The organism is Idiomarina sp. 017G (assembly GCF_004362265.1).
GTDB classification, from domain to species: Bacteria; Pseudomonadota; Gammaproteobacteria; order Enterobacterales; family Alteromonadaceae; genus Idiomarina; species Idiomarina loihiensis.
The window spans coordinates 142,050-167,326 of record NZ_SNWT01000002.1; the positions used below are offsets into that span (position 1 = coordinate 142,050).

Sequence of the window (25,277 nt, forward strand, 5' to 3'; positions counted from 1 at the left end):
CCATGCAAGAGATAATTAAAACCGATGAACGACTTCCCTTCATGCGCTTCCGCGGAATTATGGGCATTATCAGTGCAGTACTGGTAGTGGCTTCCATAGTTTCGTTGTCAGTCAATAAGCTCAACTTTGGGTTGGACTTTACTGGCGGAACCTTACTTGAAGTTGGCTTTGATAGCGCGGCAGATTTAAGTCGTGTTCGCGGCGCATTAGATGAAGAAGGATTCAGTGACGCAGTAGTTCAAAACTACGGCTCGCAGGAAGAGATACTGATTCGTCTGGAGCCTCGGGAAGGAGTAAAAGCGGAGCAACTGGGTACCACAATACTTGAGTCTCTGCGTACCGAGTTTGACCAAACCGTTGAAATGCGTCGTATCGAATTTGTTGGCCCAAATGTGGGCGACGAATTTATAGAGCAGGGCGGGTTGGCTATGCTAACCGCTTTAATCTGTATTTTGCTTTACATTGCGATGCGCTTTGAATGGCGTTTAGCGGTAGGTGCTGTGGCAGCGTTAGCGCACGATGTTATTTTAACCTTAGGGCTGTTCTCCATATTGCAGTTAGAGTTTGACCTAACGGTTTTAGCGGCCTTGCTGGCAGTTATTGGTTACTCAATTAACGATACGGTGGTGGTTTGCGACCGAATTAGGGAAACTTTCCGTAAGTTTGCTAAGTTAACCCCAGTGCAAACTGTTAACCGGGCATTAACCGATACGTTGAGTCGAACGCTAATTACTTCAATAACAACGATACTCGTGTTATTGACCTTGTTCTTCCTGGGTGGGCCATTAATTCATGGTTTTGCTACAGCGTTATTATTTGGTGTGGTTATTGGTACTTATTCATCCATTTATATCGCAAGTTCTGTAGCCCTGAAATTTGGTGTTAGCCGAGACGACTTAATGCCGCCAGAAGTGGAAAAAGAAGGCGCGGATCAAGATCCGCTGGGTTAGTCTTACGGTATAATTTGAATGGAGTGCATAGACATGTTGGCCGTTGTTTCACCTGCTAAAAACCTGGATTACGAAAGTGATTTACCGGAACTGAATGTTACTCAGCCACGGTTGCTGGATAACGCCGAAGAACTGGTTGAGGTTTGTCGGCAATTAAGCCCGCAACAACTCGGGTCGCTAATGAAGATTAGCGACAAGCTGGCGGGTTTGAATGCGGCTCGCTTTGAGGAATGGCAACGGCCTTTTAATGAAAACAATGCACGCCCGGCTATGTATGCATTTAACGGTGATGTTTATACCGGATTAGATGCTGCCAGCCTGAATTCAGAGGCCATAGGTACGGCACAAAAACAATTGCGGATTTTGTCTGGTCTTTATGGTGTTTTAAGACCACTGGATTTGATGCAGCCTTACCGATTAGAAATGGGTACCAAGCTGGATAATCCAAAAGGCAAAAACCTATATGAATACTGGGGCGATAGCATTACGCAGATGCTCAATAAAGACTTGGCTGAGCTGGGTAGCTCAACTTTAGTGAACTTAGCTTCTAATGAGTATTTCTCGGCGGTCAAGCCAAAAGTGCTTAATGCGGATATTATTACTCCAGTGTTTAAAGATGAAAAAAATGGTCAATATAAAGTCATCAGTTTCTATGCCAAGAAGGCGCGGGGACTAATGGCGCGATTTATCCTGAACCAAAAGCCAAAATCCGTGTCTGATCTAAAAGAATTCGATGCAAATGGCTATAGTTTCAATGAAGCTATGTCCAGCGATAAACAATTGGTTTTTTGTCGTGCTGAGCAAAAATAAAGGAGCGCACAATGAGTGACGATCAGGTTGAAACATCAACGGCAACAGAAGAAGCGAGTCGCAAAACGACTTGGGTTGTTGTTACGCTTATTGTGCTGGCGGTTATCGCTGCCATAGTATGGTGGTGGCTGCCGGCTTCTGAAGACAAGAAGCAACAAACCGAAACGGTAGAGGTTGATCAGCAGCAATCAACAGAAGTTCAGGTTGAGGGTTATGAACAAGAGTCTGAAGAACCTGAGCCTGAAATTGAGCCAGAACCGATTCCAACCGAACCAGAATCTGAACCGGAACAAGAGCCTGCTGAACCTGAGCCCGAACCTATTGCCTTGCCAGAGCTGGACAATAGCACACCAACGGTGCTTCAGAATCTTGACTCAACCGACGTTAACATTCGTCCATTAAAAAGCTCTCAGATTATTCGTGACGCAGTTGTGCTGATGGACAATATCAGCAACGGCAGCATTGTTCGTGAACGGACTATTGTTCAGCGTCCCGACGGTCGTTTTAGTGTGCTGGAGGTAGATGGTGAACTTTATATTGATGAAAGCAGCTATCGCCGATACGACGCTTTAGTTGACTGGTTTGTAAGTTTGCAACCTGACGCACTGGCAGAAAACTATGAGTTATTTAAGCCTTTAGTGCAAGAAGCCTACGCAGAAATTGGCTATCCGGAGTCAGACTTTGATGACACCTTGATAGAAGCCATTAATGTTATGCTTGATACTCCGGTTCCGGAGGGATTGGTTCAGGTAAAAGACGACAGCGTTATGTATACTTTTGCTAACGAGTCTTATGAGTCATTGCCTGCAGCGCAGAAACAACTGATTCGCATGGGCCCTGAAAACATTAAGCGAGTGAAAGAAAAATTACGCGAGATAAGACGGGTACTACAGTAATTTTATGACCGATAAACAAGTAATTCCGGAATTTGTTAAAGGCGAATTCCCTGTTAGCCATAACCGGTTTTTGCGCTGGGTAGGTCGTTTGGGCTTACGTGTACTGGGCGGCTGGAAAATTAATGGCGAAATGCCTCACGTGAGAAAAGCGATTCTTCCGGTTGCGCCGCACACATCTAACTGGGACTTCCCGGTTGGAGCCTGCGTCATGCTAGCTATGGGGTTAAAGCTGAATTATTTAGCTAAGAGCAGTCTGTTCCGTTTTCCGCTGAAAGGTTTGTTAACCAAACTGGGCGGTCTCCCCATAGACAGAAGCAGCGCAAATGGTGTTGTTGGAAATATGGTGAGGGAGTTTCGGGAGAAAAATGAACTGATTCTAGTGATAACTCCTGAAGGCACAAGAAAGCGTGTAAAAGAGTGGAAAAAAGGCTTTTTACATATGGCACAGCAAGCTCGTGTCCCTGTTGTCCCCATAGCTTTTGACTATGCACGTAAAGCTATCGATATAGGCCCCGCGCTGATGATTGGCGATGAACTGGAAAAAGAGCTCGCCCGGGTTAAATCTTATTTTGAGCATGCGCACGGTAAGCATGGAGAAGCGTGTTGAGAACGCTTTTTCGTAGTTTTCTGCTCCTGTTAATACTGCCGCTATTTAATGTGGCAGTAGCCGCAGACTTCTGGCAAAAAGAATGGGTTGTCCCCGAATATGCCGAAGGTAATAGCTTAATTATTCGTCCTCTTAAAAGCTCTGATGCCGAGCGTTTCTTTCACAGCTATATGACGTCGCAGAAGTGGCTTTATAAGCGACTGGGATGGTCCTGGCCATCTGAAAAAAGCACTCTTCAGCAAAACGAAACCATGGTGAATTACCACTTGGAGCAGGCAAAAGCGCAAACAGCTTTTACTTATTTGGTGATTGATAAGGCAGATAAGTCCATTATTGGAGCCGTTTATATGGTACCGGTGGCTGCCAGTAGACAAGAAAAAAACGGCATTTCACGCAGTGCTTATAATGCTGAGGTCAGTTGGTGGCTTTTAGAATCTGCCATTGACGATAACTTGCATAACGATTTTTTTGTGCTTTTAAAAGACTGGCTGGAAGCAAGTTGGCCCTGGCGGCAAGTGCTGCTTCCGGTATCAGAAAATAACGAAACAGCGTTGCAGCTACTGGAAAGCAGTAGTGCCCGCTCGCTGGGTCGTGACTTAGATGCCCAGGAAAGGTATTTCTCCTACTCAATTTCACGCAAATAGCCCCACATTGTGCTATGATCGCGCGCAATTAACGAACGGTTAATAAGGAAAACTCATGCAGGTAATTGAAGGTGGAATAAACGCGGCTGGTAAAAAGTTTGCCATTATCGTTTCTCGCTTTAACCATTTTATGGTTGAAAGCTTATTAGACGGTGCTGTGCAGACATTAAAGCATTATGGCGAAGTAGCGGACGACGATATAACCGTTGTGCGTGTTCCCGGTGCTTATGAAATGCCGGTAACGGCGAAACGTCTGGCCAGCTCTGGTAAGTATGACGCAATTATTGCGGTCGGTGCGGTTATTCGCGGTGGAACACCACACTTCGAGTTTGTTGCCGGTGAATGTAATAGTGGTTTAGGCCGGGTTGCGACCGAGTTTGATTTACCTGTCGCATTTGGTGTTATCACTACCGATACGCTGGAACAAGCCATTGAGCGCAGTGGTTCTAAAGCCGGAAATAAAGGCTCGGAAGCCGCATTAAGCGCGCTTGAAATGGTCAATGTACTGAAACAACTCTGAGATACTTCAAATGAAACCCGCAGCAAGAAGAAAGGCCCGCAAGTTGGCCGTGCAAGCAATTTACTCATGGCAGCTATCGCAAAACAGCTTTAGCGATATTGAGGCTCAATTTTTAACGGAAAATGACACCAGCAAAGTGGACGTTGACTACTTTTTAGAGTTAGTCCGTGGTGTTGGCGGGCATTACCGGACACTGGATGAAGCGCTGGAACCGTTTTTAGACAGACCGATTAAAGAGCTTGACCCTATTGAACTGGCTGTTCTTCGACTGGCGGCTTATGAGTTGCGTGAACGCGTTGATGTACCCTATAAAGTGGCTATCAACGAAGCAATAGAGCTGGCTAAATCTTTTGGTGCCGATGAAAGCCATCGTTTTGTCAACGGCGTACTCGATAAAGCAGTAGACACTTTCCGCCCAACCAGGCAGTAACTTATGCCCCGCGATGAATTTTCGCTAATTAATGAATACTTCACTCATCGCTCCGCAAAACGGGGCGATGTTGCTATGGGCATTGGAGATGACGGCGCTGTTGTCCGGCCAATGCCTGAGCATGACCTGGTCATTGTTACCGATACTCTGGTTGAAGGTGTGCATTTTGATATGACCACACCACCCCGTGCTATTGGTCATAAAAGTGTTGCCGTGAACTTAAGCGACTTAGCGGCTATGGGCGCTCAGCCGTGCTGGATCAGTCTGGCTTTGACGCTTCCTCGTATGGACGAAGACTGGCTACAGGAATTTAGTGGTGGCCTGGATGAAATTTGCAGTTATTACGATTGCCAGTTAATTGGCGGCGACACAACCAAAGGCCCGCTGACAATAACTATTACAGCTCATGGACAACTGCCTTCGGGCAGCGCGATACCGCGTTCCGGGGCAAAGGCGGGCGACTGGATTTATGTCAGCGGCTCTTTAGGTGATGCTGGCCTAGGCTTGCAGGTTACGCAAAATAAAGTGAGCACAACCGGACGACATTTGCAGCAGGTGATAGAGCGCCTGCATTACCCCACCCCCAGAGTCGCTTTAGGGCAAAGTCTGCGAGGCGTAGCAAGTTCCTGCATTGATATTTCTGACGGTCTGCTGGCCGATTTACGGCATTTAATGACAGAAGCAGGCACTCAGGCGCAACTGGAACTGGAAAAGCTGCCGCTGTCACTGGCGTTAACCGAAACACTTCAGGTGGATGACGCACTTGCTTTGGCTTTGACCGCCGGAGACGACTACGAGCTTTGCTTTACCTTGCCCGAGGAACATCGGGGGCGTATGGAAACCTTAACCACGCACCTTAAGACCCGACCGGTATGTATTGGTCGTGTAGCGAACGGTGAATCCGGTGACATTCAGTTGCGCTATAATGGCGAAGACTGGTTGCTGGCTGAGGGTTATAGTAGCTTTAATCACTTTCCGCAGAACGAAGCCACTAAATAAGAGATTTAAGGAGCCACAAGTCCATGTCTCATGCGAAACTTTCATGGTTTAACCCCATACATTGGCTTGCGTTGGGTTTTGGCTCCGGTCTTGCTCCTAAAGCGCCGGGTACCTTTGGAACACTTATTGGTATTCCGGCCGTTTTTTTATTAGCTCCACTTAATTGGTGGGAATATTTGCTGGCTCTGGTGGTAATGACGCTGGCCGGTATTTGGATATGCCAGTATACCGCTAAGGCAATGGGTGAGCACGACCACCCTTCAATTGTCTGGGATGAAATAGTTGGCTATGCCGTTGCCATGTTCGCACTGCCTGTAGAGCCATTTTGGTTGCTGGCGGCCTTTGTGTTGTTCCGCATTTTTGATATATGGAAACCAGGCCCAATTGGCTGGGCAGATAAAAAGCTAAGCGGCGGCAATGGTATTATGATGGATGACGTGCTGGCGGGGATTTTCTCGGCAGTATTACTGCATTTAGGTTGGTGGTTGTCAGGTCTGCTGGGCTAAAGCAAACCTGACCTTGCCATATACTTCAGCTTTTTTTTATAAAGTCATTCACCTGCCGCTCAATACCTGCGGCATCCAGACCCAGTTCGGCACGAACTTCACCTTGCGAACCATGTTTAATAAACTCGTCCGGTAAGCCTATTGTTAACACTTGCGGGCTTGCTTTGTGTTGGGCTACGTATTCGCTCACGGCACTGCCTGCGCCGCCTGCTATGACATTTTCCTCTACAGTTACCAGCACTGAATGGGTTGTCATTAACTGGTCCAGACAAGCTGTGTCCAGAGGTTTTATGAAACGCATATCGACAACGGTGGCATTAAATTTGGCTGCCGCTGCTTCCACTTCCGGCAGCAGGGTACCAAAATTAAGGAAAGCAATATTCTGCCCCTCAGTAAGGGTTTGAGCTTTTCCTATATCAATAACTTTACCCTTACGAAGCTCCAGACCAACACCGGCTCCACGGGGATAACGAACTGCTGCCGGACCTTTGTACTGATACCCGGTGGTTAGCATGTCCAGACACTCTTGTTCATTACTGGGAGCCATTACCACCATATTAGGTATGCAACGAAGGTAACTTAAGTCAAATGCGCCCTGGTGAGTGGGGCCATCGGCACCGACAATACCGGCACGGTCAATGGCGAAGAGCACATCAAGGTTTTGCAGAGCGACATCGTGAATGAGCTGATCATAACCGCGCTGTAAAAAGGTGGAGTAAATGGCGACAACCGGTTTCAGTCCTGAAATAGCCAGGCCCGCTGCGTAAGTCACACTGTGCTGTTCAGCTATAGCCACGTCAAAGTACTGTTGTGGATATTGCTGTGAAAACGTCACCATACCGGAACCTTCACGCATCGCCGGTGTTATTGCCATTAGCGACTTGTCATTACTTGCGGTATCGCACAGCCATTGGCCAAAAATTTCAGAATAGCTGGGAATACCCGGTGCTTTCTCAGGCAGGCTGGACTCTTTGGGATCAAACTTTGGCACGCCATGGTAACCAATAGGATCTTTCTCTGCAGGTCGGTAACCTTTGCCTTTTTGCGTCACAATGTGCAGCAACTGCGGGCCGCCTAAACTGCGCATGTTCGATAACGTATCAACCAGAGTATCAACATCATGGCCGTCTATCGGGCCTATGTAATTGAACCCCAGCTCTTCAAAAATAGTGCCCGGTGCCATCATGCCCTTCATATGTTCTTCGGCACGGCTGGCAAAATGACGAATATGAGGCAGCGGGCTGAGTAATTTTTTGCTGCCTTCCCGCAGCGAGGTATAAAAACGACCAGACAATAAGCGCGCGAAATGATGGTTCAGAGCACCAACGTTTTCTGAAATAGACATGTCATTGTCGTTCAGCACCACCAACATATCTGGTTTTATATCACCAGCATGATTCATGGCTTCAAATGCCATACCGGCGGTCATTGCACCGTCGCCGATAATAGAGACGACTTTTTGTCGTAGACTTTGCCTTTGCGCTGCTACCGCCATGCCTAACGCTGCTGATATAGACGTACTTGAATGCCCGACTGAGAGCACATCGTATTCACTCTCTTCGCGCCAGGGAAAAGGGTGAAGCCCGTCTTTTTGACGAATAGAGTGCAACCGTTGTTTACGCCCGGTCAGAATTTTATGTGGGTAAGCCTGATGGCCAACGTCCCAAACCAGCTTATCTTCTGGTGTGTGATACACATAATGCAGGGCAACCGTAAGCTCTACGGTGCCTAAACCTGACGCGAGGTGGCCGCTGCTTTGGCTCACTGAGGTTAATAAAAACTGTCTAATTTCTGCGCACAGTTCCGGCAATTGCGTCCGCGGTAAACGGCGCAGGTCAGCGGGGGAGTTAATTTTATCAAGTAACGGATATTGTTGAGTCATTCAGTTAGTGGTCCCGCTTTAACAGCAAGTCGGAAAATTGTTCAAGTCTGTCTGTATTGTAAGGGATATCGCTTAACGACTGTAGTGCTTTATGGTGTAAGTTTTGCAGGCGTTGCTGAGCACCTTCAATACCGAGCAAACGCACGTAAGTTGATTTTTCAGACGCGGTATCTGACCCCTGAGGTTTGCCCAGAGCTTCAGTATTACCTGTTACGTCGAGGATATCATCCTGTACTTGAAATGCCAGCCCCAGATAATGAGCGAACTGCTCAAACTTTTCCCGCCATTGTTGCGCATTGTCATTACCACACAATACACCCATAGTGGCGGCGGCGGTTATCAACGCGCCGGTTTTACTTAAATGCATTTGCTCTAGTGCGTCTTCAGTGACGATTTTAGCTGTTGCCTGTAAGTCTATTGCCTGACCTGCACACATGCCGCGGGCACCGCTGGCTTTAGCCAGTACCTGAACTAATTGCAGCTGTCGTTCACTGGGTAATTGTTCCATACGGTTTTCGGTTAAGACTTCGAAAGCCAGTGTCTGTAGCGCATCTCCGGCTAAAATCGCTGTCGCCTCGTCGTAAGCAATGTGGCAAGTCGGCTGACCACGGCGTAAATCGTCATCATCCATTGCTGGCAAGTCGTCATGAATTAAAGAATAAGCATGTATCAACTCAACAGCGGCAGCGGCTTGCAGAGCGTCATTCTTATTGGCGCCACAAATATCGGCAACGGTCACCAGCAGATAGGGGCGAATACGTTTTCCGCCCATTAACACTCCGTGCTGCATGGCCTGGTTCAGACGCGGGTTCAGGGTTAACTGCGCGAGCGCTTGCTTTAAGAATGAATCGACTTGTTCTCGTGTTGCTGCTGTTAACGAGTTAATCGTCACATCAGTTCTCCATTGCTTTCATCATTTCCAGATTGCTGTTCAGCCAACAAAGTTGTCACTTTTTGCTCAGCCTGCTGCAATTGTTGCTGGCTGGAACGTGACAAGGCAATGGCTTGTTCGAATTTTTTCAGCGATTGCTCAAGCGGTAAGTCGCCTTGTTCCAGTTCATTAACCAGTTGCTCTAGCTGCTCCAGAGCCTGTTCGAAAGATTGCTGTTTCTGTTCGTCTGCCATAGCTAAGTCTGCCTTAAAATCTTTGATGAGCCGCATTGCTAATAGAATGAAAGTTAATTATCCGATAAAGAATCCGGAATGTCAGCCGATGATCTCATTATTCCTGTGTAAGATGAACAGATGTCGCTTGTAAGCGCGACGCGATTGTTTAAGAATGAGCACAACAGCATAAATGAAAACTCAAATCGGGGAGGAAGGCTGAGTGGATATAGCAACGCTCTTAGGAATTATAGGGGCCATCGGCTTTGTCGTCGTTGCTATGGTTCTGGGTGGGGACATAACCCTGTTTTTAGATACCCAATCGTTCTTTATCGTATTCGGCGGTTCATTATTTATAACCTTAGCGAACTTTTCTCTGGGCCAGTTTCTGGGCACGGGGAAAGTGGTCGTTAAAGCGTTTTTCTTTAAAATTGAACATCCACAAGAGCTTATCGATACTGCTGTTGAGATGGCCGACTCTGCGCGTAAAGGTGGTTTTCTGGCGCTTGAAGAAGCGGAAATTCCGAACAAATTCTTTCGTAAAGGCGTAGACATGCTGGTTGACGGTCACGATGCTGAAGTTGTCCGCCAAACCTTGTCGAAAGACATAAAAATGAGCTTTGCCCGCCATGAAGAGGGCGCCCGGGTATTCAAAATACTGAGCGATGTAGCACCGGCTATGGGTATGATTGGTACCCTAATTGGCCTGGTTGCTATGTTATCTAATATGGATGACCCCAAAGCTATAGGCCCTGCCATGGCCGTCGCTTTGTTAACCACCCTTTATGGTGCCTTTTTAGCCAACGTTATTGCCATTCCTATTGCTAATAAGTTAGTGCTACGGGCCGAACAGGAAAAGCTGAACCGGCAATTGATACTGGATGCCATTTTAGGTATTCAGGACGGTCAGAACCCTCGCGTTATTGAAGGTATTTTACGTAATTACTTAGCTGAATCTAAGCGTATTGGTAACGAGGATGAGGACGAGTAGTTATGGCCTCAGAGAAAGTCAGAGACGAAGAAGAAGAGGACTGCAACTGTCCGCCAGCGGGATTGCCCATGTGGATGGCAACCTTTGCCGACCTCATGACTTTGCTCATGTGCTTCTTCGTGCTGTTGTTGGCTTTCTCCGAAATGGACGTGCTGAAGTTTAAGCAAATAGCCGGTTCAATGAAGTACGCTTTGGGCGTGCAGAATAAAATTGAAGTGAAAGACATTCCTAAGGGTACCAGTGTTATTGCCCAGGAATTCCGCCCCGGGCGGCCTGAACCAACGCCAATTGAAACTATTCAGCAGCAGACCGTGGAAATGACACAGCAGATGCTGGAGTTCCAGGAAGGTGAGTCCGATTTTGCCGGTGGCCAGCAAACCGAGCGTGGCGGTCAGGAATCTGACAGCGCAGAAGACGCAAAAGAGGCGAAGGCAGAAAATACGGAAGCTATGACGCAGGTATCTAAGGAGCTTATGCGTCGTATCGAACAGCAGCTTGAGAATGAGATTAAAGCCGGTACGATTGAGCTTGAGCAACACGGTCAGCAAATTATTATTCGCATACGTGAACAAGGTTCATTCCCAGAGGGGTCTGCATTTTTGCAGCCACAGTTCCGGCCTATTATTCAGCAAGTCGCCGGGGCGCTGAAAGATATTCCGGGTGAGGTCACTATTTCTGGCCATAGTGATAATGAAAAGCTGGTATCGGAAATCTACTCATCAGACTGGGATCTCTCCAGTAAGCGTGCCGTTGCTGTTGCGGAAGAAATGCTGAAAGTGGATGGCTTTAGCGAAGATCGGCTGGTGGTTATGGGTTACTCCGACACTAAACCGTTGGTGCCGAATAACTCGGAAGAGAACCGTAAGCGAAACCGTCGTGTTGAAATATCGGTCATGCAGGGTAAAGCGGCAGAATCTGACCCGGTTGATGTAATAGACTGAGCGCTGGTTTCTGCCGGGCAGGACACGTATAATTGCCCACTTTCCTAAAGACTTGACGATTTAGCTATGAAGTTTGTTGTTCGCCTGCACGCTGAAATTACCATTAAAAGCCGTTCTGTTCGTAAGCGTTACGGTAAAGTACTGACCAATAACCTGCGTAAAATTCTGGCTCCGGTCGATGACTCGATATACGTCAAATGGCTGTGGGATCGCATCGAAGTTTCTGCTGATGGCGACGACTCTCAGGTGCGTAGTGAAATCAAAGAGATTCTGCAAAACACCCCCGGTATTTCCTGGTTTGCCGAAGTTATAGAGCGGCCGCTAACCGATTTTGATGCTATTGCCGAGTTAGTTGGTGAGCACTGGTTAAAGCGTTTACCGGGAAAAAGTTTTGCTATGCGGGTTAAACGTAAAGGTAACCACGAATTTAATTCACAGCAGTTAGAACGCTATGTTGGTGGTTATTTGCTGGAGCGTGTTCCGGATACTTCTGTAAACCTTTCTAATCCGGACCTGGACATTGCGCTGCAAATTACTAATCAGATTGTTCATTTGGTTGGGGAGCGAGTGAATGGCTTAGGTGGTTTTCCTATTCCTACTCAGGAAACCGTGCTGTCATTGTTAAGTGGTGGTTTTGATTCTGGTGTTGCAACCTATGATTTTATCCGGCGCGGCGCGCGGACTCACTTTTGCTTTTTTAATTTAGGCGGCGACGCCCATGAAGTGGCTGTGCGTCAAATAGCCTATTATTTGTGGAAGCGCTACAGCTCCTCGCACCCCATTAAGTTTATTAGTGTTGATTTTGCCCCTATTGTTGATGACATTCTGACAAACGTCGATAACGGCCAGATGGGTGTTGTGCTAAAACGGCAAATGCTGCGGGCTGCGGATAAAGTCGCTCGTTATGTGAAAGCGCAGGCGCTGGTAACGGGTGAAGCTATGGGGCAGGTATCCAGTCAGACCCTGTCTAATCTGAGGGTGATCGATCAAGCTACATCGGCATTAGTTTTACGCCCGCTAATAACCAAAGACAAACAGGAAATTGTGGACGAGGCAAAGCGCATTGGCACCGAACCATTGGCTAAATCCATTCCTGAATATTGTGGCGTTATTTCTAATAAGCCCACAGTTAAAGCCATTCCGGCGGTTATCGAAGCCGAAGAAGCGAAGCTTAACAAAGATTTACTCGATCAGGTGGTGCGGGCGTCAAATGTACTGAGCATGCAGGATATAGCGACGCAAACAGACGCAGAACTGGCACTGCCGGATACCACGACGGAACTCAGTACCGACACAACCATCATAGATATTCGAAACGATGAAGAAATTGAAGCAGCACCCTTGTCAGTAGAAGTTGAGGTTATTGAAATTCCATTTTTCAAGTTAGCCTCTCAGTTTGCTGAACTGGATCAAAGCCGGGAATACTTGCTGTACTGTGATCAAGGAATTATGAGCCGGATGCAGGCTTTGTTATTGCACGAAAATGGTTATAACAACGTATCGGTTTATAAGCCCTAATTTAGAGAGAAGTAAACTATGCTGGCAAGAGCCCTATTTTTTGTTGTGTTATCGACAGCCACCTTTCTGTTTTTGTGGCAGTTTCCAAGTACCGGAGCTCAGAGCATTCCGCATCTGGATAAGTTGGTTCACTTTGGAATCTTTTTTGTCTTAGCACTGACGTTTCACAGAGCTTTTGCGTTGTCGGCTAAACTGTCGTTACTGATTTTAGTTTGCTACGGCTTTTTAATAGAAATAGCCCAGTCTTATGCGCCTGGCCGTAGTGCCGATGTTTACGATTGGTTAGCGGATGCCAGTGGCGTTGTAGCTTATTTTATTTTGCACCATTTACTAAGCAAGAAGTCGCGTTAACGCGACTTCTTCTTTTTATCCGTTTTCTTCTTCACTTTTTTCTTCGAGCGGGACTTTTCTGTCGACGGAAACTTATATTGAGGTTTTAACCCTTCAATAGTTCGTCTGTCTAGTTTGGCGTCCAGGTAACGCTCGACACGCCCCAGTAATAAAGCATCATGTGCTTCTACCAGCGATACGGCCGTTCCTTTTTGTCCGCCGCGGGCTGTGCGCCCAATTCGGTGCAGATAAACATCAGCTTGCTTAGGAAGGTCATAATTAACCACCAAAGTGATGTCGTCTACATCCAGCCCTCGCGCTGCAATATCAGTAGCAACTAAGGTAATTTCCGTCGTTTGTTTAAGCTCGTTCATAATGCGCTGACGATCACTTTGCGGCATATCGCCCCGCAGTGTCACAATTTTACGGCCGGTACCAAACTGGCTGCGCAGAAAGTTTGCAATAAGCTCTACGCGTTCACGTGTTCTGACAAAGACAAACTGCCGCCCGGGGTGCGCCTGAAGCACGCTCATTAACAGTTTACGCTTATGTTCGTCGGTATCCGCTAAATGAACCCACTGAAGAATTTTACCGCGCTCACGTTTGGGAGGCTGCACATCAATGTACTCGGGTTCGGTTAATAACTCGCGGGAAAACATAATCACGCCGGAGCTATTCAGCGTTGCTGACAGTAGCAAGGACTGCTGACGATGACGTGCCTGCAGAGCCATTTCTTTTACCGTTGCGGCAAAACCCATATCCAGCATTCGGTCGGCTTCATCAATAATCAGCCACTCAATGCCTTCCAGGTTGTACTGTTCGGCTTCAAGTAAGTCCATTAGTCGACCCGGTGTCGCAACCAGTATGTCGTGTGTCTTCTCTAATACCGACAGCTGCGAACCATAGTTGATGCCTCCGGTGACAACCACAGAGGTTAACCCGGTTTTGGCCTCAAACTGTTTAGCCTGTTCATGGATTTGTTCAGCCAGTTCGCGGGTTGGAGCCAACACCAGTATACGAGCTGGTCCCGGTTGTTGACGCGGGAAATCCAGCAAATGTTGCAGTGCCGGCAGCAGGAAAGCCAAAGTTTTACCTGTTCCGGTCGGTGCACTAATAAGTAAGTCGCGACCATCCAGGGCGGCAGGAATACTCTGTTGTTGTACTTTTGCTGGTTTGTTCAGTTCAGCATCGCGAAGAACCGCAATTAAGCGGTCATCGAGATCAAACTCTTCCCAGTCTGGCGTCATGTTATTTTCCTTGAAATCGTCTTGTTTGCTGCAATTAACGTAGCAGCAATAAAGCGGAGTTAGTTGTCTGTAGCAGGCTAGTTGTGGTGCTGCCTACTAAAAACTGACGAATACGCGAGTGACCATAAGCTCCCATCACCAGAAGGTCAATATTGTGCTCTTCCTGGTACGCATGAAGTGCAGGCTCAACTTCGCCTGAGCGTATTTCAAATCGCGCATTATGTCCCAGCTCCCGCAAGTGGTTAGATGCTGCTTCGATGGACGCGCGACTGTCGTTGGTATCAGCTCCGACCATAACCAAATGTAACGGAAGGCCTCTGAAAATAGGGCTTTCCGCAAGCATGCGAATACCTTTACGGGAAGAATCACTGCCGTCGAATGCTAACATCACATTTTTAGGTTCTGTAAACTCTTCAGGCGCAATCAGAATAGGTCTGTGCATTGTTCTTACAACGGTTTCCAGTTGGCTGCCAACGCGGTTCGTACGGGTCGTCTCTTCGCCGTGGAGACCCATAACAAGCAGTCTCATTGAATCCTCAACTTCTAATAAGGATTCTGCCAGGTCGCCGTGTCGTTGGCGTAAGTTGATATGTTCGACGCCACTTTGTGTCGCGCGTAATTTGGCACTTTCCAGCATGTGGTGGCCTTGCTCTAAGGCTAACTTGCTGCGCTGCTGATCAAGCTCGGCTAACTGCTCGAGCAGAGCCTCTCTGCTACCTAAGCCGATGTTACCTGTCATATTAGTCTCGGTGGGGTAACGCGCTTCGTCCAGAACATGAAAAAGCGTTAATGGCGTTTGTAAGCGTAATGCTGCCCAACTGGCGTAATCACAGACAGATTGAGTTGACGCAGAACCATCAATACAAGCAACAACATGTTTCATTATTAAATCCTTTTCCATTAGTGCCCGCCCATCAGCTTATCGACAGCGTCGGGTTTGTCATGTACGCCAAAGCGATCAACGATGGTCGCGCTGGCTTCATTAAGCCCTATAACTTCCACTTCAGCACCTTCACGGCGGAATTTTACTACAGCACGGTCAAGTGCATCGACGGCGGTGATATCCCAGAAATGGGCCTGACTGAGGTCGATGACAACCTGCTCAACCCCTTCTTTGAAATCAAATGCGCCAAGAAACTTTTCAGATGAGCTGAAAAATACCTGACCAATGACCCGATAAGTGCGTTTTATGCCGTCAGAGTCAATCTCTGACTTAATGTACAGGTAATGCCCAATTTTGTTCGCAAAGAACATAGCGGCCAACAGCACACCAACCAATACACCATAAGCCAGGTTATGTGTTGCGACAACGACCGCAACTGTTGCAACCATGACAATATTGGTGGACAGCGGATGTTTCTTTAAGTTCTTAATGGAACTCCAACTGAAGGTACCAATAGAGACCATGATCATTACGGCAACCAGTGCGGCCATAGGAATTTGCACCAGCAGTTTGTCCAGAACCAGAACCATAATCAGCAGGAAGATACCGGCAGTTAATGTAGACAACCGTGTACGACCGCCCGATTTCACATTAATAATAGACTGACCAATCATGGCGCAACCAGCCATTCCGCCTAACAGACCTGCGCCGATATTCGCAACGCCCTGACCTTTACATTCGCGGTTTTTATCGCTGGGGGTATCGGTTAGGTCGTCGACAATAGTCGCTGTCATCATGGACTCAAGTAAGCCCACTACCGCAAGCGCTGCCGAGTAAGGGAAGATAATAGCTAAGGTTTCGAAGTTTAACGGAACGTCAGGCCACAGGAAAATAGGCAGGGTGTCCGGCAATTTACCCATATCACCAACGGTACGAATATCCAAACCTAAGAATACGGCGACGATAGTTAGGGATACAATACAAATCAGCGGAGAGGGCAGTATTCTCCCAATGAAAGGTATGTAAGGGAAGCCGTAAATAATGGCTAGGCCAGCAGCTGTCATTGCGTATACATGCCAGGTTACGTCAGTTAGCTCGGGCAACTGCGCCATAAAAATCAGAATGGCCAGAGCATTTACGAAACCGGTGACCACCGAGCGCGAGACAAAGCGCATCAGCTCGTCCAGTTTAAGGTAGCCGGCAGCAATTTGTAGCAACCCGGTCAGTAAGGTGGCCGCTAGCAAGTACTCAAGTCCATGCTCTTTGACCAGCGACGCCATAAGTAACGCCATAGCACCGGTTGCGGCAGATATCATCCCCGGACGACCGCCGGTAAAAGCAATAACAACGGCAATACAGAAAGAGGCATACAGGCCCACTTTAGGGTCAACGCCGGCGATGATAGAGAATGCGATGGCTTCAGGAATAAGCGCTAAAGCGACCACAATACCTGACAACAAATCACCACGTATATTAGAAAACCAGTTCTGCTGGATAGACTTCAACATAGATAGATAACACCAAATTTTAATCGTAAATATAAAGCGGCCGGAATGGCCAGAAAAGCAGAGAACAGCCTACTGCGCACCTGTGACAGGAAAGTGACGGCTAGGGTGGCGTAATACGCGTCAGCACGTAGGTGGCTCCTTATGGTTTGAGGCTGGTCAAAAAAAGAGCGCGAATTTTAGCATAAAATGTGCCAACTACAAGTGATTTCCACATCGGCGTAGCCTGACATTTACGTCAGGTCAGATATCGCACCTGACATAAATGTCAGGCTACGACATATCAGACGCGATGCTGCTCCCGCTCGGGCAAAAAGCTAATTGCTGCCGTGGATAATAGCAATAACAGTGTTGATATCATTAGGCAAGCAACCAGCCCCCATTGCTGATACACCCAGCCGGATAAAACGGTACCCATTAGACGCCCGGCTGCGTTGGCCATGTAGTAAAAGCCTACGTCCAAAGACACCCCGTCGGCGCGTGAGTAAGAGACAATAAGGTAACTGTGCAGCGACGAATTAATGGCAAACAGAATGCCGAACAAGCCTAAACCAATAATAATGCTCTGGGTAACAGGTAAGCCCTGCCACAGGGCCAGAGCAAGCGCGAGTGGACTCAGAGTCAGTAACGCATTCCATACCACGGCCTGAGTTTTAGGTACGTCATTGCCCGTTTTTGTGAATTTAGGCGCAACACTTTGTACAAAGCCATAGCCAATAACCCACAAGGCTAAAAAGCTGCCGACTTGCCAGTGGTTCCAGTCCAGCTGGCTGGCTAAGAACACAGGTAAGGCCACCACAAACCAGACGTCGCGTGCGCCAAAGAGTAAGAAACGAGCCCCCGATAAAATATTGATAGGCCGGCTTTTGGATAAAATGTCCTTAAACTTAGGCTTGAACTTTGCTTTGCCTGACTCTTTTTTCAGGAAAATTAAACTGACTACCCAGACCAGGCTAAGCATAACCGCCATGGCCAGCACCGCACCCTGGAAGCCAATTAACGTGAGCAGTAAACCACCAAGGAAAAAGCCAACGCCTTTTAAGGTGTTTTTTGAGCCAGTGAGTATGGCGACCCACTTATATAGCTGACCTTGTTTGTCGTCAGGCACCAGTAGCTTAATGGTGCTTTTGGCGCTCATTTTATTGAGATCTTTGGCAATACCGGACAACGCCTGGGCGGCCATCACCCAAATGACGGTGAGCATAGAACCCGGTACCAGCAGCATGGCAAGCGCCACAATCTGTATGCCAAGCCCAATATTCATGGTTCTGTTGAGCCCCCAACGAGCGCCCAGCCAGCCACCAAATAAGTTAGTGACTATGCCGAAAAACTCGTAGAACAGAAACAGCATAGCCACTTCCAGCGCACTGTAACCCAACTGGTGGAAGTGCAGCACCACCAGCATGCGCAGCGCGCCATCAGTCAGGGTAAAAGCCCAGTAGTTACCCGTAACAATTAAGTATTGGCGTATAGCCGGCGACAGCTGACTGAGCATTAGCCGACTTTTTCCACCAGTTCAACTGCGCGGTTTGCATAACCCCATTCATTGTCGTACCAGGCATAAATTTTCACGTGCGTGCCGTTAATGACTTTGGTGGAGAGGGCATCGACAATGCTGGAGCGAGGGTCGGTTTTGTAATCTATTGATACTAACGGACGCTCTTCATATCCCAGAATGCCTTTGAGTTCGCCTTCGGCGGCCTCTTTCATCCAGCCATTAATTTCCTCCACGCTGGTGGGTTTCTTCACTTCGAACACGCAGTCGGTTAATGACGCGTTGGCTAAAGGTACACGTACTGCGTGGCCGTCAATTTTGTCCTTCAGCTCTGGGAAAATCTCCACAATGGCCGTTGCTGAACCGGTGGATGTAGGAATTAAGCTCATGCCGCAGGCACGGGCTCGGCGTAAGTCTTTATGAGGCGCGTCCAGAATGGTCTGTGTGTTGGTTAAATCGTGAATGGTGGTAATAGACGCATGCTTAATACCAATTTTGTCCTGCAGTACTTTGACCACAGGTGCCAGACAGTTGGTGGTGCAGGACGCGGCGGTGAGTATTTGATGTTTTTCAGGATCGTAAAGGTGATCATTAACGCCCAAAACAATGTTCAGCGCGCCGGACTCTTTGACCGGAGCTGATACCACCACACGTTTAACGCCCTGCGACAGGTAGTCGTTAAGCACCTTCACGGTTTTCATCTTGCCGGAGGCTTCTAAAACCACATCACAACCACTCCAGTCGTTCTCGGCAATGGTTTTGTGTTGAGTGAAAGCTATGCGTTCATCACCAATTTGAATGGCGTTGTCCTGACCTTCGGCTTCATAGCCCCAGCGACCATGCACCGAGTCAAAATTCAGCAAGTGTGCAAAAGTAGCCGCATCAGCACCCGGGTCATTCACCTGAACAATTTCCAGGTCAGGGTTTTCCCATGCCACGCGAAGCGCCAAACGACCAATACGACCCAAACCGTTAATTCCAACCTTAATCGTCATAAAAGACTCCTTTTTGTATTTCTGACGTAGCCTGACGCTATTGCGTCAGGTGAGATATTGAACCAAGAGCGCTGAGGTTACGGGAGCTACTGCGGAGGACGCCCGTGAATACATCCCTGTAGGGCTTGGGCAGCGCCATCCATGGCGCTGCACACCTCTGCAGTAGCTCCCGTAACCGTCAGGGCGCTCAAGGTTTAACATCCCCTCTGGCGTTCAACTTGCTGTTACTACGTCAGGTGCGATCTCTAGCCATCTCATCTGACATAAATGTCAGGCTACGCCATTACTCATTACTGGCAAACCAGTGTTTGGTTTTATTCGCGAACCAGACTAATGAGAGCATTACCGGTACTTCTACCAGCACGCCAACAACCGTGGCTAACGCTGCGCCGGACTGCAAACCAAATAGTGAAATAGCTACGGCTACTGCTAACTCGAAAAAGTTTGAGGTACCAATTAAGCAGGCCGGAGCCGCTATGCGGTGAGGCAGCTTAATTAGTAACGCAATAATAAAGGTAATAGCAAAAATGCCGTATGTCTGTACCAATAATGGCGTAGCAATCATGGCGATATCCAGCGGACGGGTCAGCAAAACCTCAGCCTGAAAACCAAATAACAGCACTACAGTAAGAAGCAGGCCCACAATTGACCAGGGTTTCATGTTCTGATCAAAGTTCGCGAGTGCACTATTATTGTCTGAATTTGAGCGGGTGATGTACCGGCGCGTTATAAATCCGGCAATAAGCGGAGCAATAACGTAAAGGCCAACGCTTAATAGCAGGGTTTGCCAGGGCACAATGATATCGGTAACACCAAGTAACAAGGCTGCAATGGGTGCGAACGCGAAAATCATAATAATATCGTTAACCGACACCTGCACCAGCGTGTAGTTAGCATCGCCTTTGGTCAGCTGGCTCCAGATAAAAACCATGGCAGTACAGGGTGCAACGCCTAATAAAATGACTCCGGCCAGGTATTCGTTTGCGGTTTCGGGTTCAATAAAGTCGGCAAATATACCTTTGAAGAATAACCAGCCTACCAACGCCATGGTAAAAGGTTTCACTAGCCAGTTAATGACAACCGTCAGAATTAAACCTTTGGGCTCTTTCGCTATTTGCGTGATAGCAGCAAAGTTAACCTGCACCATGACGGGGTAAATCATCAGCCAGATAAGTACTGCGATAATTAAATTAACCTGAGCAAACTCAAAAGCTGAAAGCCATTCGAAAGCGCTTGGAAAGAAGCTCCCCAGAGCCGTTCCTGCAATAATAGCTAAGGCTACCCAGGCAGAGAGAAAACGTTCAAACACACCCATTATCGATATCCTTTATCAGTTGGGGGTTATAGTCGGCGGTGGTAATAATGATTTTACGCATCCAGTCAGGTAGTGCCGGATTCAGCTGGTAGTAAACCCAGCGCTGGTCTTTGCGGTCAATCAGCAGCCCATATTCGCGCAGCTGTGCCAGGTGGCGCGACACTTTAGGCTGCGACATGGCGGTAGCATCAACAAACTCGCATACACAAAGCTCTTTGTGTTTTGCTAACAGGCTTATCATGGTTAAGCGTAGCGGGTCTGCCATGATCTTGAAGAAGTCTTCCGGTGCATTAAATAAATGTGGCTTGTCACTGTTCTTGCGCAAAATGAGCAAAAACATCTTAATGCGGTCACTTAACTCATGAGCGGTCTTCTTAAAGGCATTGTTTTTTTTGCTGCTTACCGGGTCGGGAAAGTCCCAGGCTATAAAGTGGTTCTCTTTGTATTGTAGCTGGCATTCAGAGCGGGCGCGGTCGCATAAGCTGATAACGTAATCAAATTCATCGATGCTTAAATCTGAAACGGCCTTTGAGCTTAACCCTTCGGTACTAACCCCGAGGGCTTGCAGCGCTTCAAGAGCTTTAGGTTCAGGCTGGGTTGGTTCAGTGCCTGCACTGTAAACTTCCAGCTCATCATTACCAAACTGTCGCAAAATGGCTTCGGCCATTAAAGAGCGAGCCGAGTTGGCGGTACAGAGAAACAGAACCTTCTTGGTCATGGGCATCATCACATATTCGATATTTCATATATATGGTAGATCGAATATGTAGAAGGTGCAACAGTGAGAAGGGGCCGGTTGTCACTTGTTTCGCTTGAGCATTGAACCTCCTGTGGCGGAGACTAAGTAGCCTGACGTTTTACGTCAGGTGAGGTGTTCAACTATCTCACCTGATGCAATAGCATCAGGCTACTACACAGGAGATTCAACACTCATAACGCTTACAAGTGAGCAACCGGCCCTATCTGCCACTGGTGTTGGGTGGGATGTTGAGCCACGAGCGCGCCCGACGGCTACGGGAGCTACTGTGGAGGTGTGCAGCGCCATGGATGGCGCTGCCCAAGCCCTACAGGGATGTATTCACGGGCGTCCTCCACAGTAGCTCCTGTAGCCTCAGCGCTCTTGGTTCAACATCCCACCTGACATAAATGTCAGGCTACGTATCGCGATGCCAGTTAAAGCCCAAGCACCTCTTTGCCCTGGTCAAAGGTGACGTCAACCGGTATGCCGGCGTCGGTTAGTTTGTCCAGGTCGGCTTTTAGTTGCGGGCTGACAACGCCTAGCGTTGCAACCAGTTCAGCTACGCCGTTGTAGTCGCCGTCGCCCTGCAGTGTCAGTATTTTTTCTGACAGGCTGTTCATGGCTTCGCGCATTTTGTCCATATTAATGGCGTATTGACCGCTGGCGTTACGATCGAAAGCGCCTGCGTCGGCGAAGTAATTAAAGCGGATCATGTTGGCTTTGCCGTGTGCACTTGAGGCACCAAAACGAACTGAGCGGAAAATACTGGCCATAAAGGTGGTGTAGTAGTCTTTCAGTTCGCCTTCGGCTAAAACGCCTTGCTCAAATAACTGAGTCACCATGTACAGGCCCAGAATATCCGCTTTTCCTTCTTCTAAAGCAGAAGCGTGCTCTTTTAATGCTGAACGTACGGTGCCTTTGTCATTCAGGGTATTTTTAATGCCTAAGCCGTGAGCCACTTCGTGGAACATGGTGTTAGCGAAAAAGGCGTTAAAGGTAATGTCTTCACGTTGCTCTGGCACAATGAGTTGCGCGGCAATTGGTACTAGTATTTTATCGAACTTAGCTTGCATGGCATTTTTAAGCTGCAAACGACGTGTGCCTTTTTCTAACTGAACTTCTTCGTCATTAGGCAGGTTAATGGCAATGGTTTTGCTGCCAGCATTTGAATGGCCTGCGTAGTAAACAACATCGTATGCGTTTAGCTGAGCGTTAGCGCCGGGTTTTTCTGCTTTGTAAGCGGGCTCAACCGGTAAACCTTCCTGTAACTGCGGCAGATACTCCGCATACTTTTCCAGACGCTGGCTCCAGGCCTTATCTTTTATTAACACGTAAGACTCAAAAGCGGTTTTGTAACCAAATAAATGGTCCTCATAATTTTCAATAGGACCGATAACCACATCAATATCGTTACCTGTCATGTCCATCCAGGCCATATCGGAAGGTTGGTATTCATTGCTTAAAAAAGCATCGGCGCGCAAACGCAGGTACTCTGAAAAATCTTTGTTTTCTGCTAAATCGGCAGCCTGGCGGAGTAAATCAGCGGCTTTAGTTAAAGACTCTTTATAAGCCTCTGAGTAGGCTACTGTTTTCAATTCGCCTTCATCGTTGCGACGCAACAACGTATATAAACTGTCTTTGTTCGCAAGCTCGGCGTTTTCAAATTCCGTTTTGGTCATGTCGGCAGGGTAAAAGTTAGCGCCTGCAGGTTTGTCTTCAAAACCGGTTAAGAAGGGCTGGTTATTGTTTAGCCTATCCCATGGTCCGTAGTTAATAACAGTAAACTCCCGGGCTTTTTCTTCAACCTGGTTTAAAAGTTTTTGTTTATCACCCGGAAACGCTTGCTGCCAAAATAGGTTGTCCATAATTTTTGACGCGTCTATGAGTAAACCGACCATTTTTTTCTGCTCGTTTGATAAATGCGACAGGTCCGTTTTTAGTTGGTAGGGTGTGTAGATATCAAGTCTTTGTTCTGCCCCCTCAACTAATTCGTAGTTATTTTGTTGTCCGCTATCAGGGTTTTGTGTGGTGGTTTGTGGCTCGCTGCAACCCATTAAAACCAGTGCTAGTGGTGCTAAGCTAAAAAGTGTTTTTTTCATAATATGACGTTTCTAGAAATTGAGTTGTTGTAAAGTTCTGTTAATCTACTTCCAAGCTTTTTCAGAAGCAAGAAAACCATAATAATAAGGAAATAAAATGTCATCGCAAAATGCACTATACATGCTAATTGACGAGCGACTCAGACGTGATGAATTAAAACTTCCCGGCTTACCTGAAACGGCAGAGCAAGTGCGCAACGCAGCCATGGATCCGGACTGCAACCTGCACGATCTCTGTCATATTATTCAGCAAGATACCGCGTTGACAGCACGGCTTATTCGCCTGGCGAATAGTGCGTACCTTGGCGGCAGAAACAAAGCCGAGAGCTTAATGCAGGCGTTAACTCGTATTGGTATGCGGCGCATTCGGACACTGGCATTGGCAATGGCAATGGAGCAGGTGTTTAAGCCGGACAATGACATAGTACAGATGTTTTCTCAGCAGTTTATTGTTGAAAGCAGAGAAATTGCGGCGGCAGCCGTTGTTATAACCGAAGACTTACAACACAGAGGAATTGGGCACCGGCTGCATCAGGACGTTGCATTGTTAGCTGGTATGGTGTCGCGCATTGGCGTTGCCCCAATTTTGCATATGGCGAATGAATTTGAAGACAGTTTCGCCAACCCTTCTTTTATTAAAGAGTGTATTACCCAGTTTAGCTCGACTTTAGGCAGTAATATTCTCAGCTACTGGCAATTTACGCCAAATCTGGTGCAGGTACCGCTGTGCTATTACAACGGCAGAATGACCTTAAACGATGCGATAACCGTGAACTATTGTGACATTGTGCATTTGGCTGGCTTGTTAACCGGAAACGTGAAACCTAATAAGGACAGTGTGACTTTGGTTGAGTATCAAATGCTGGGGGTAATTAAGACCGACGATTTTTGGCAGCAGGAGTCTGTGCAGAAATCCTACCGCCAAATGCTGGACTTGCTCTCTTAGCCAAAAGCTCTCTTTAAATCGTCAAATAGAAGCCCGACTTCGGCACTAACCAGTGCAAAGTCGGCGTCGATTTTTTCTTCCGGACTAGGGTCAACCAAATCATCTTTGGCGTCGAGCAGACGGTCTGTCGGCTTAACTCGTTTCAACGCCATATCCGACTCAATAATGAATTCTAAATTTTCCTGCCATACCAGACCTAAACGAGTGACTTGCTTGCCACCGGCTAAGTGTGCCTGAATGTCCTCACGGGTTAAGTCTTCCTGCTTGCAACGAATAATGCCACCGTCAGCTTGTGGCGAACGCAGTTCGGCTTCATCGCCAAACTCGAATGGGTTTGGTAATTCAGCACTTTGTAACCAGGCCGTCAGGTAAGTTTCAACTGCGTCACTAGGGCTTACCGGGCGCACAGGTAACGAGCCGACCGAACCACGCAACAAACCTAAAAAGTCTTCGGCTTTATTGGCTGCTGATTCATCAATAGCAATAATTTGGCGGTCGAGGTCGATGTAACCCCAGCTTTGGCGAAAACGGCTGAATGCCTGTGGCAGAAGCTGGTGTATTAAATCTTCTTTTAAGTTTTGTTTTTCTTTGCGCGGCACCGAACGGCCTTCAGCTTCACTGATCTGGCGTACCTTTTCATCTAGCTGGGCGTTAACAACCGTGCTGGGAAGTACTTTTTCTTCTCGTTTGGCACACAGCAACCAGCAATTACCCAGGCTGTGAGTCAGTACTTCATTGTCTGCGCCAAAAGGCGAAGACCAGCCAAATGAGCTTTGGTCCGAGCGCGAACAGGGGTGAAAGCTGTGCTCAGATAATTGCTCAGAGAAATCATCAGGCAGGGAAAAGGTTTCGCTGAATTGATAAAAACGAAGATTTTTAAACCACATAGGTAAGCTGTTCCTGTCGCAACAAATAAAACAAAAAT

General features: G+C 47.6%; 26 protein-coding genes. 14 read left to right on the forward strand and 12 right to left on the reverse strand.

The features are described from left to right. The first annotated feature begins 2 nt into the window (after positions 1–2). From secF to DEU30_RS05810, 9 genes are read left to right on the forward strand one after another with little or no spacing between them, the layout of a single operon-like run. Positions 3–950, forward strand: a complete 948-nt coding sequence (gene secF, locus DEU30_RS05770; protein WP_011235375.1) for a protein translocase subunit SecF — start codon at positions 3–5, stop codon at positions 948–950. A 33-nt stretch (positions 951–983) separates the two neighbouring features. Further along, positions 984–1,760: a peroxide stress protein YaaA gene (gene yaaA / locus DEU30_RS05775; protein WP_011235374.1), complete on the forward strand. Its 777-nt coding sequence runs from the start codon at positions 984–986 to the stop codon at positions 1,758–1,760. 11 nt (positions 1,761–1,771) lie between these two features. Next, entirely contained in the window at positions 1,772–2,656 is an 885-nt protein-coding gene (locus DEU30_RS05780; RefSeq protein ID WP_011235373.1) for a DUF3014 domain-containing protein, read from the forward strand. A 4-nt stretch (positions 2,657–2,660) separates the two neighbouring features. Then, entirely contained in the window at positions 2,661–3,263 is a 603-nt protein-coding gene (locus tag DEU30_RS05785) for a 1-acyl-sn-glycerol-3-phosphate acyltransferase (RefSeq protein WP_011235372.1), read from the forward strand. After that, positions 3,257–3,907: a GNAT family N-acetyltransferase gene (locus DEU30_RS05790; protein WP_227016322.1), complete on the forward strand. Its 651-nt coding sequence runs from the start codon at positions 3,257–3,259 to the stop codon at positions 3,905–3,907. Before DEU30_RS05785 ends, DEU30_RS05790 begins: the two co-directional genes overlap by 7 nt. 55 nt (positions 3,908–3,962) lie before the next feature. Continuing rightward, on the forward strand, positions 3,963–4,427 hold the full coding sequence (ribE, locus tag DEU30_RS05795) for a 6,7-dimethyl-8-ribityllumazine synthase (RefSeq protein WP_011235370.1): 465 nt from the start codon (positions 3,963–3,965) through the stop codon (positions 4,425–4,427). Between the two features lie 10 nt (positions 4,428–4,437). Beyond that, positions 4,438–4,857: a transcription antitermination factor NusB gene (nusB, locus tag DEU30_RS05800; protein ID WP_011235369.1), complete on the forward strand. Its 420-nt coding sequence runs from the start codon at positions 4,438–4,440 to the stop codon at positions 4,855–4,857. Positions 4,858–4,860: 3 nt separating this feature from the next. Then, on the forward strand, positions 4,861–5,856 hold the full coding sequence (gene thiL, locus DEU30_RS05805; RefSeq protein WP_114981698.1) for a thiamine-phosphate kinase: 996 nt from the start codon (positions 4,861–4,863) through the stop codon (positions 5,854–5,856). Positions 5,857–5,879: 23 nt separating this feature from the next. After that, a complete protein-coding gene (locus DEU30_RS05810) occupies positions 5,880–6,362 on the forward strand; it encodes a phosphatidylglycerophosphatase A (RefSeq protein WP_011235367.1) in 483 nt (160 codons plus the stop codon). 25 nt (positions 6,363–6,387) lie between these two features. Here the strand turns inward: DEU30_RS05810 and dxs are convergent, their stop codons facing one another. Genes dxs through DEU30_RS05825 form a run of 3 tightly spaced genes read right to left on the reverse strand, consistent with a single transcriptional unit; the run spans position 6,388 to position 9,369 of the window. Further along, positions 6,388–8,244, reverse strand: coding sequence for a 1-deoxy-D-xylulose-5-phosphate synthase (dxs, locus tag DEU30_RS05815; RefSeq protein WP_114981699.1), 1,857 nt, complete (start codon positions 8,242–8,244; stop codon positions 6,388–6,390). A gap of 4 nt (positions 8,245–8,248) precedes the next feature. Next, positions 8,249–9,136 (reverse strand): farnesyl diphosphate synthase, encoded by an 888-nt coding sequence (locus DEU30_RS05820; RefSeq protein ID WP_011235365.1) that lies wholly within the window; start codon positions 9,134–9,136, stop codon positions 8,249–8,251. Next, complete coding sequence (locus DEU30_RS05825; protein WP_011235364.1) at positions 9,133–9,369, reverse strand: exodeoxyribonuclease VII small subunit; 237 nt, start codon at positions 9,367–9,369, stop codon at positions 9,133–9,135. The genes DEU30_RS05820 and DEU30_RS05825 overlap by 4 nt, the downstream gene beginning before the upstream one ends. A 202-nt stretch (positions 9,370–9,571) precedes the next feature. Between DEU30_RS05825 and pomA the strand changes: the two genes are divergently transcribed. From pomA to DEU30_RS05845, 4 genes are all read left to right on the forward strand, one after another. Next, positions 9,572–10,339, forward strand: coding sequence for a flagellar motor protein PomA (gene pomA, locus DEU30_RS05830; protein WP_114981700.1), 768 nt, complete (start codon positions 9,572–9,574; stop codon positions 10,337–10,339). A 2-nt stretch (positions 10,340–10,341) separates the two neighbouring features. Then, positions 10,342–11,280, forward strand: coding sequence for a flagellar motor protein MotB (locus DEU30_RS05835; RefSeq protein WP_110014127.1), 939 nt, complete (start codon positions 10,342–10,344; stop codon positions 11,278–11,280). Between the two features lie 66 nt (positions 11,281–11,346). Next, positions 11,347–12,798: a tRNA uracil 4-sulfurtransferase ThiI gene (gene thiI / locus DEU30_RS05840; RefSeq protein ID WP_114981701.1), complete on the forward strand. Its 1,452-nt coding sequence runs from the start codon at positions 11,347–11,349 to the stop codon at positions 12,796–12,798. A gap of 18 nt (positions 12,799–12,816) precedes the next feature. Beyond that, positions 12,817–13,149 (forward strand): VanZ family protein, encoded by a 333-nt coding sequence (locus DEU30_RS05845; protein WP_011235360.1) that lies wholly within the window; start codon positions 12,817–12,819, stop codon positions 13,147–13,149. On the opposite strand, the gene srmB is transcribed toward DEU30_RS05845, so the two are convergent. From srmB to DEU30_RS05885, 8 genes are all read right to left on the reverse strand, one after another. Then, positions 13,146–14,375, reverse strand: coding sequence for an ATP-dependent RNA helicase SrmB (srmB, locus tag DEU30_RS05850; protein ID WP_114981702.1), 1,230 nt, complete (start codon positions 14,373–14,375; stop codon positions 13,146–13,148). The two genes, DEU30_RS05845 and srmB, sit on opposite strands and share 4 nt — an antisense overlap. Before the next feature lie 34 nt (positions 14,376–14,409). Continuing rightward, positions 14,410–15,258 carry a universal stress protein gene (locus DEU30_RS05855; RefSeq protein WP_011235358.1) on the reverse strand — a complete coding sequence of 283 codons (849 nt, stop codon included), beginning with the start codon at positions 15,256–15,258 and terminating at the stop codon, positions 14,410–14,412. A 17-nt stretch (positions 15,259–15,275) separates the two neighbouring features. Next, the gene (locus DEU30_RS05860) at positions 15,276–16,766 is read right to left on the reverse strand and encodes a SulP family inorganic anion transporter (protein WP_114981703.1); all 1,491 of its coding nucleotides are present in this window, start codon (positions 16,764–16,766) and stop codon (positions 15,276–15,278) included. 280 nt (positions 16,767–17,046) lie between these two features. After that, positions 17,047–18,258, reverse strand: coding sequence for an organoarsenical effux MFS transporter ArsJ (gene arsJ / locus DEU30_RS05865; protein ID WP_110014123.1), 1,212 nt, complete (start codon positions 18,256–18,258; stop codon positions 17,047–17,049). Continuing rightward, a complete protein-coding gene (locus tag DEU30_RS05870; protein WP_114981704.1) occupies positions 18,258–19,253 on the reverse strand; it encodes an ArsJ-associated glyceraldehyde-3-phosphate dehydrogenase in 996 nt (331 codons plus the stop codon). The genes arsJ and DEU30_RS05870 overlap by 1 nt, the downstream gene beginning before the upstream one ends. Positions 19,254–19,536: 283 nt before the next feature. After that, positions 19,537–20,568, reverse strand: a complete 1,032-nt coding sequence (gene arsB / locus DEU30_RS05875; RefSeq protein WP_114981705.1) for an ACR3 family arsenite efflux transporter — start codon at positions 20,566–20,568, stop codon at positions 19,537–19,539. Beyond that, positions 20,555–21,286: a metalloregulator ArsR/SmtB family transcription factor gene (locus DEU30_RS05880; protein WP_227016323.1), complete on the reverse strand. Its 732-nt coding sequence runs from the start codon at positions 21,284–21,286 to the stop codon at positions 20,555–20,557. Before DEU30_RS05880 ends, arsB begins: the two co-directional genes overlap by 14 nt. 455 nt (positions 21,287–21,741) lie before the next feature. Next, positions 21,742–23,406, reverse strand: a complete 1,665-nt coding sequence (locus tag DEU30_RS05885; protein ID WP_011235351.1) for a Zn-dependent hydrolase — start codon at positions 23,404–23,406, stop codon at positions 21,742–21,744. Positions 23,407–23,503: 97 nt separating this feature from the next. On the opposite strand from DEU30_RS05885, the gene DEU30_RS05890 reads away from it, so the two are divergent. Beyond that, complete coding sequence (locus DEU30_RS05890) at positions 23,504–24,352, forward strand: HDOD domain-containing protein (RefSeq protein WP_011235350.1); 849 nt, start codon at positions 23,504–23,506, stop codon at positions 24,350–24,352. Here the strand turns inward: DEU30_RS05890 and rdgC are convergent. After that, the gene (gene rdgC, locus DEU30_RS05895; RefSeq protein ID WP_011235349.1) at positions 24,349–25,239 is read right to left on the reverse strand and encodes a recombination-associated protein RdgC; all 891 of its coding nucleotides are present in this window, start codon (positions 25,237–25,239) and stop codon (positions 24,349–24,351) included. The two genes, DEU30_RS05890 and rdgC, sit on opposite strands and share 4 nt — an antisense overlap. Positions 25,240–25,277 lie beyond the last annotated feature (38 nt).

Excerpts from the sequence above, each read along its gene's own strand:
- secF (WP_011235375.1), top strand. The coding sequence starts at position 3 with ATGCAAGAGATAATTAAAACCGATGAACGACTTCCCTTCATGCGCTTC.
- yaaA (WP_011235374.1), top strand. The coding sequence starts at position 984 with ATGTTGGCCGTTGTTTCACCTGCTAAAAACCTGGATTACGAAAGTGAT.
- DEU30_RS05780 (WP_011235373.1), top strand. The coding sequence starts at position 1,772 with ATGAGTGACGATCAGGTTGAAACATCAACGGCAACAGAAGAAGCGAGT.
- DEU30_RS05785 (WP_011235372.1), top strand. The coding sequence starts at position 2,661 with ATGACCGATAAACAAGTAATTCCGGAATTTGTTAAAGGCGAATTCCCT.
- ribE (WP_011235370.1), top strand. The coding sequence starts at position 3,963 with ATGCAGGTAATTGAAGGTGGAATAAACGCGGCTGGTAAAAAGTTTGCC.
- nusB (WP_011235369.1), top strand. The coding sequence starts at position 4,438 with ATGAAACCCGCAGCAAGAAGAAAGGCCCGCAAGTTGGCCGTGCAAGCA.
- thiL (WP_114981698.1), top strand. The coding sequence starts at position 4,861 with ATGCCCCGCGATGAATTTTCGCTAATTAATGAATACTTCACTCATCGC.
- DEU30_RS05810 (WP_011235367.1), top strand. The coding sequence starts at position 5,880 with ATGTCTCATGCGAAACTTTCATGGTTTAACCCCATACATTGGCTTGCG.
- dxs (WP_114981699.1), bottom strand. The coding sequence starts at position 8,244 with ATGACTCAACAATATCCGTTACTTGATAAAATTAACTCCCCCGCTGAC.
- DEU30_RS05825 (WP_011235364.1), bottom strand. The coding sequence starts at position 9,369 with ATGGCAGACGAACAGAAACAGCAATCTTTCGAACAGGCTCTGGAGCAG.
- DEU30_RS05835 (WP_110014127.1), top strand. The coding sequence starts at position 10,342 with ATGGCCTCAGAGAAAGTCAGAGACGAAGAAGAAGAGGACTGCAACTGT.
- thiI (WP_114981701.1), top strand. The coding sequence starts at position 11,347 with ATGAAGTTTGTTGTTCGCCTGCACGCTGAAATTACCATTAAAAGCCGT.
- DEU30_RS05845 (WP_011235360.1), top strand. The coding sequence starts at position 12,817 with ATGCTGGCAAGAGCCCTATTTTTTGTTGTGTTATCGACAGCCACCTTT.
- srmB (WP_114981702.1), bottom strand. The coding sequence starts at position 14,375 with ATGACGCCAGACTGGGAAGAGTTTGATCTCGATGACCGCTTAATTGCG.
- DEU30_RS05855 (WP_011235358.1), bottom strand. The coding sequence starts at position 15,258 with ATGAAACATGTTGTTGCTTGTATTGATGGTTCTGCGTCAACTCAATCT.
- DEU30_RS05860 (WP_114981703.1), bottom strand. The coding sequence starts at position 16,766 with ATGTTGAAGTCTATCCAGCAGAACTGGTTTTCTAATATACGTGGTGAT.
- arsJ (WP_110014123.1), bottom strand. The coding sequence starts at position 18,258 with ATGCTCAGTCAGCTGTCGCCGGCTATACGCCAATACTTAATTGTTACG.
- DEU30_RS05870 (WP_114981704.1), bottom strand. The coding sequence starts at position 19,253 with ATGACGATTAAGGTTGGAATTAACGGTTTGGGTCGTATTGGTCGTTTG.
- arsB (WP_114981705.1), bottom strand. The coding sequence starts at position 20,568 with ATGGGTGTGTTTGAACGTTTTCTCTCTGCCTGGGTAGCCTTAGCTATT.
- DEU30_RS05880 (WP_227016323.1), bottom strand. The coding sequence starts at position 21,286 with ATGACCAAGAAGGTTCTGTTTCTCTGTACCGCCAACTCGGCTCGCTCT.
- DEU30_RS05885 (WP_011235351.1), bottom strand. The coding sequence starts at position 23,406 with ATGAAAAAAACACTTTTTAGCTTAGCACCACTAGCACTGGTTTTAATG.
- DEU30_RS05890 (WP_011235350.1), top strand. The coding sequence starts at position 23,504 with ATGTCATCGCAAAATGCACTATACATGCTAATTGACGAGCGACTCAGA.
- rdgC (WP_011235349.1), bottom strand. The coding sequence starts at position 25,239 with ATGTGGTTTAAAAATCTTCGTTTTTATCAATTCAGCGAAACCTTTTCC.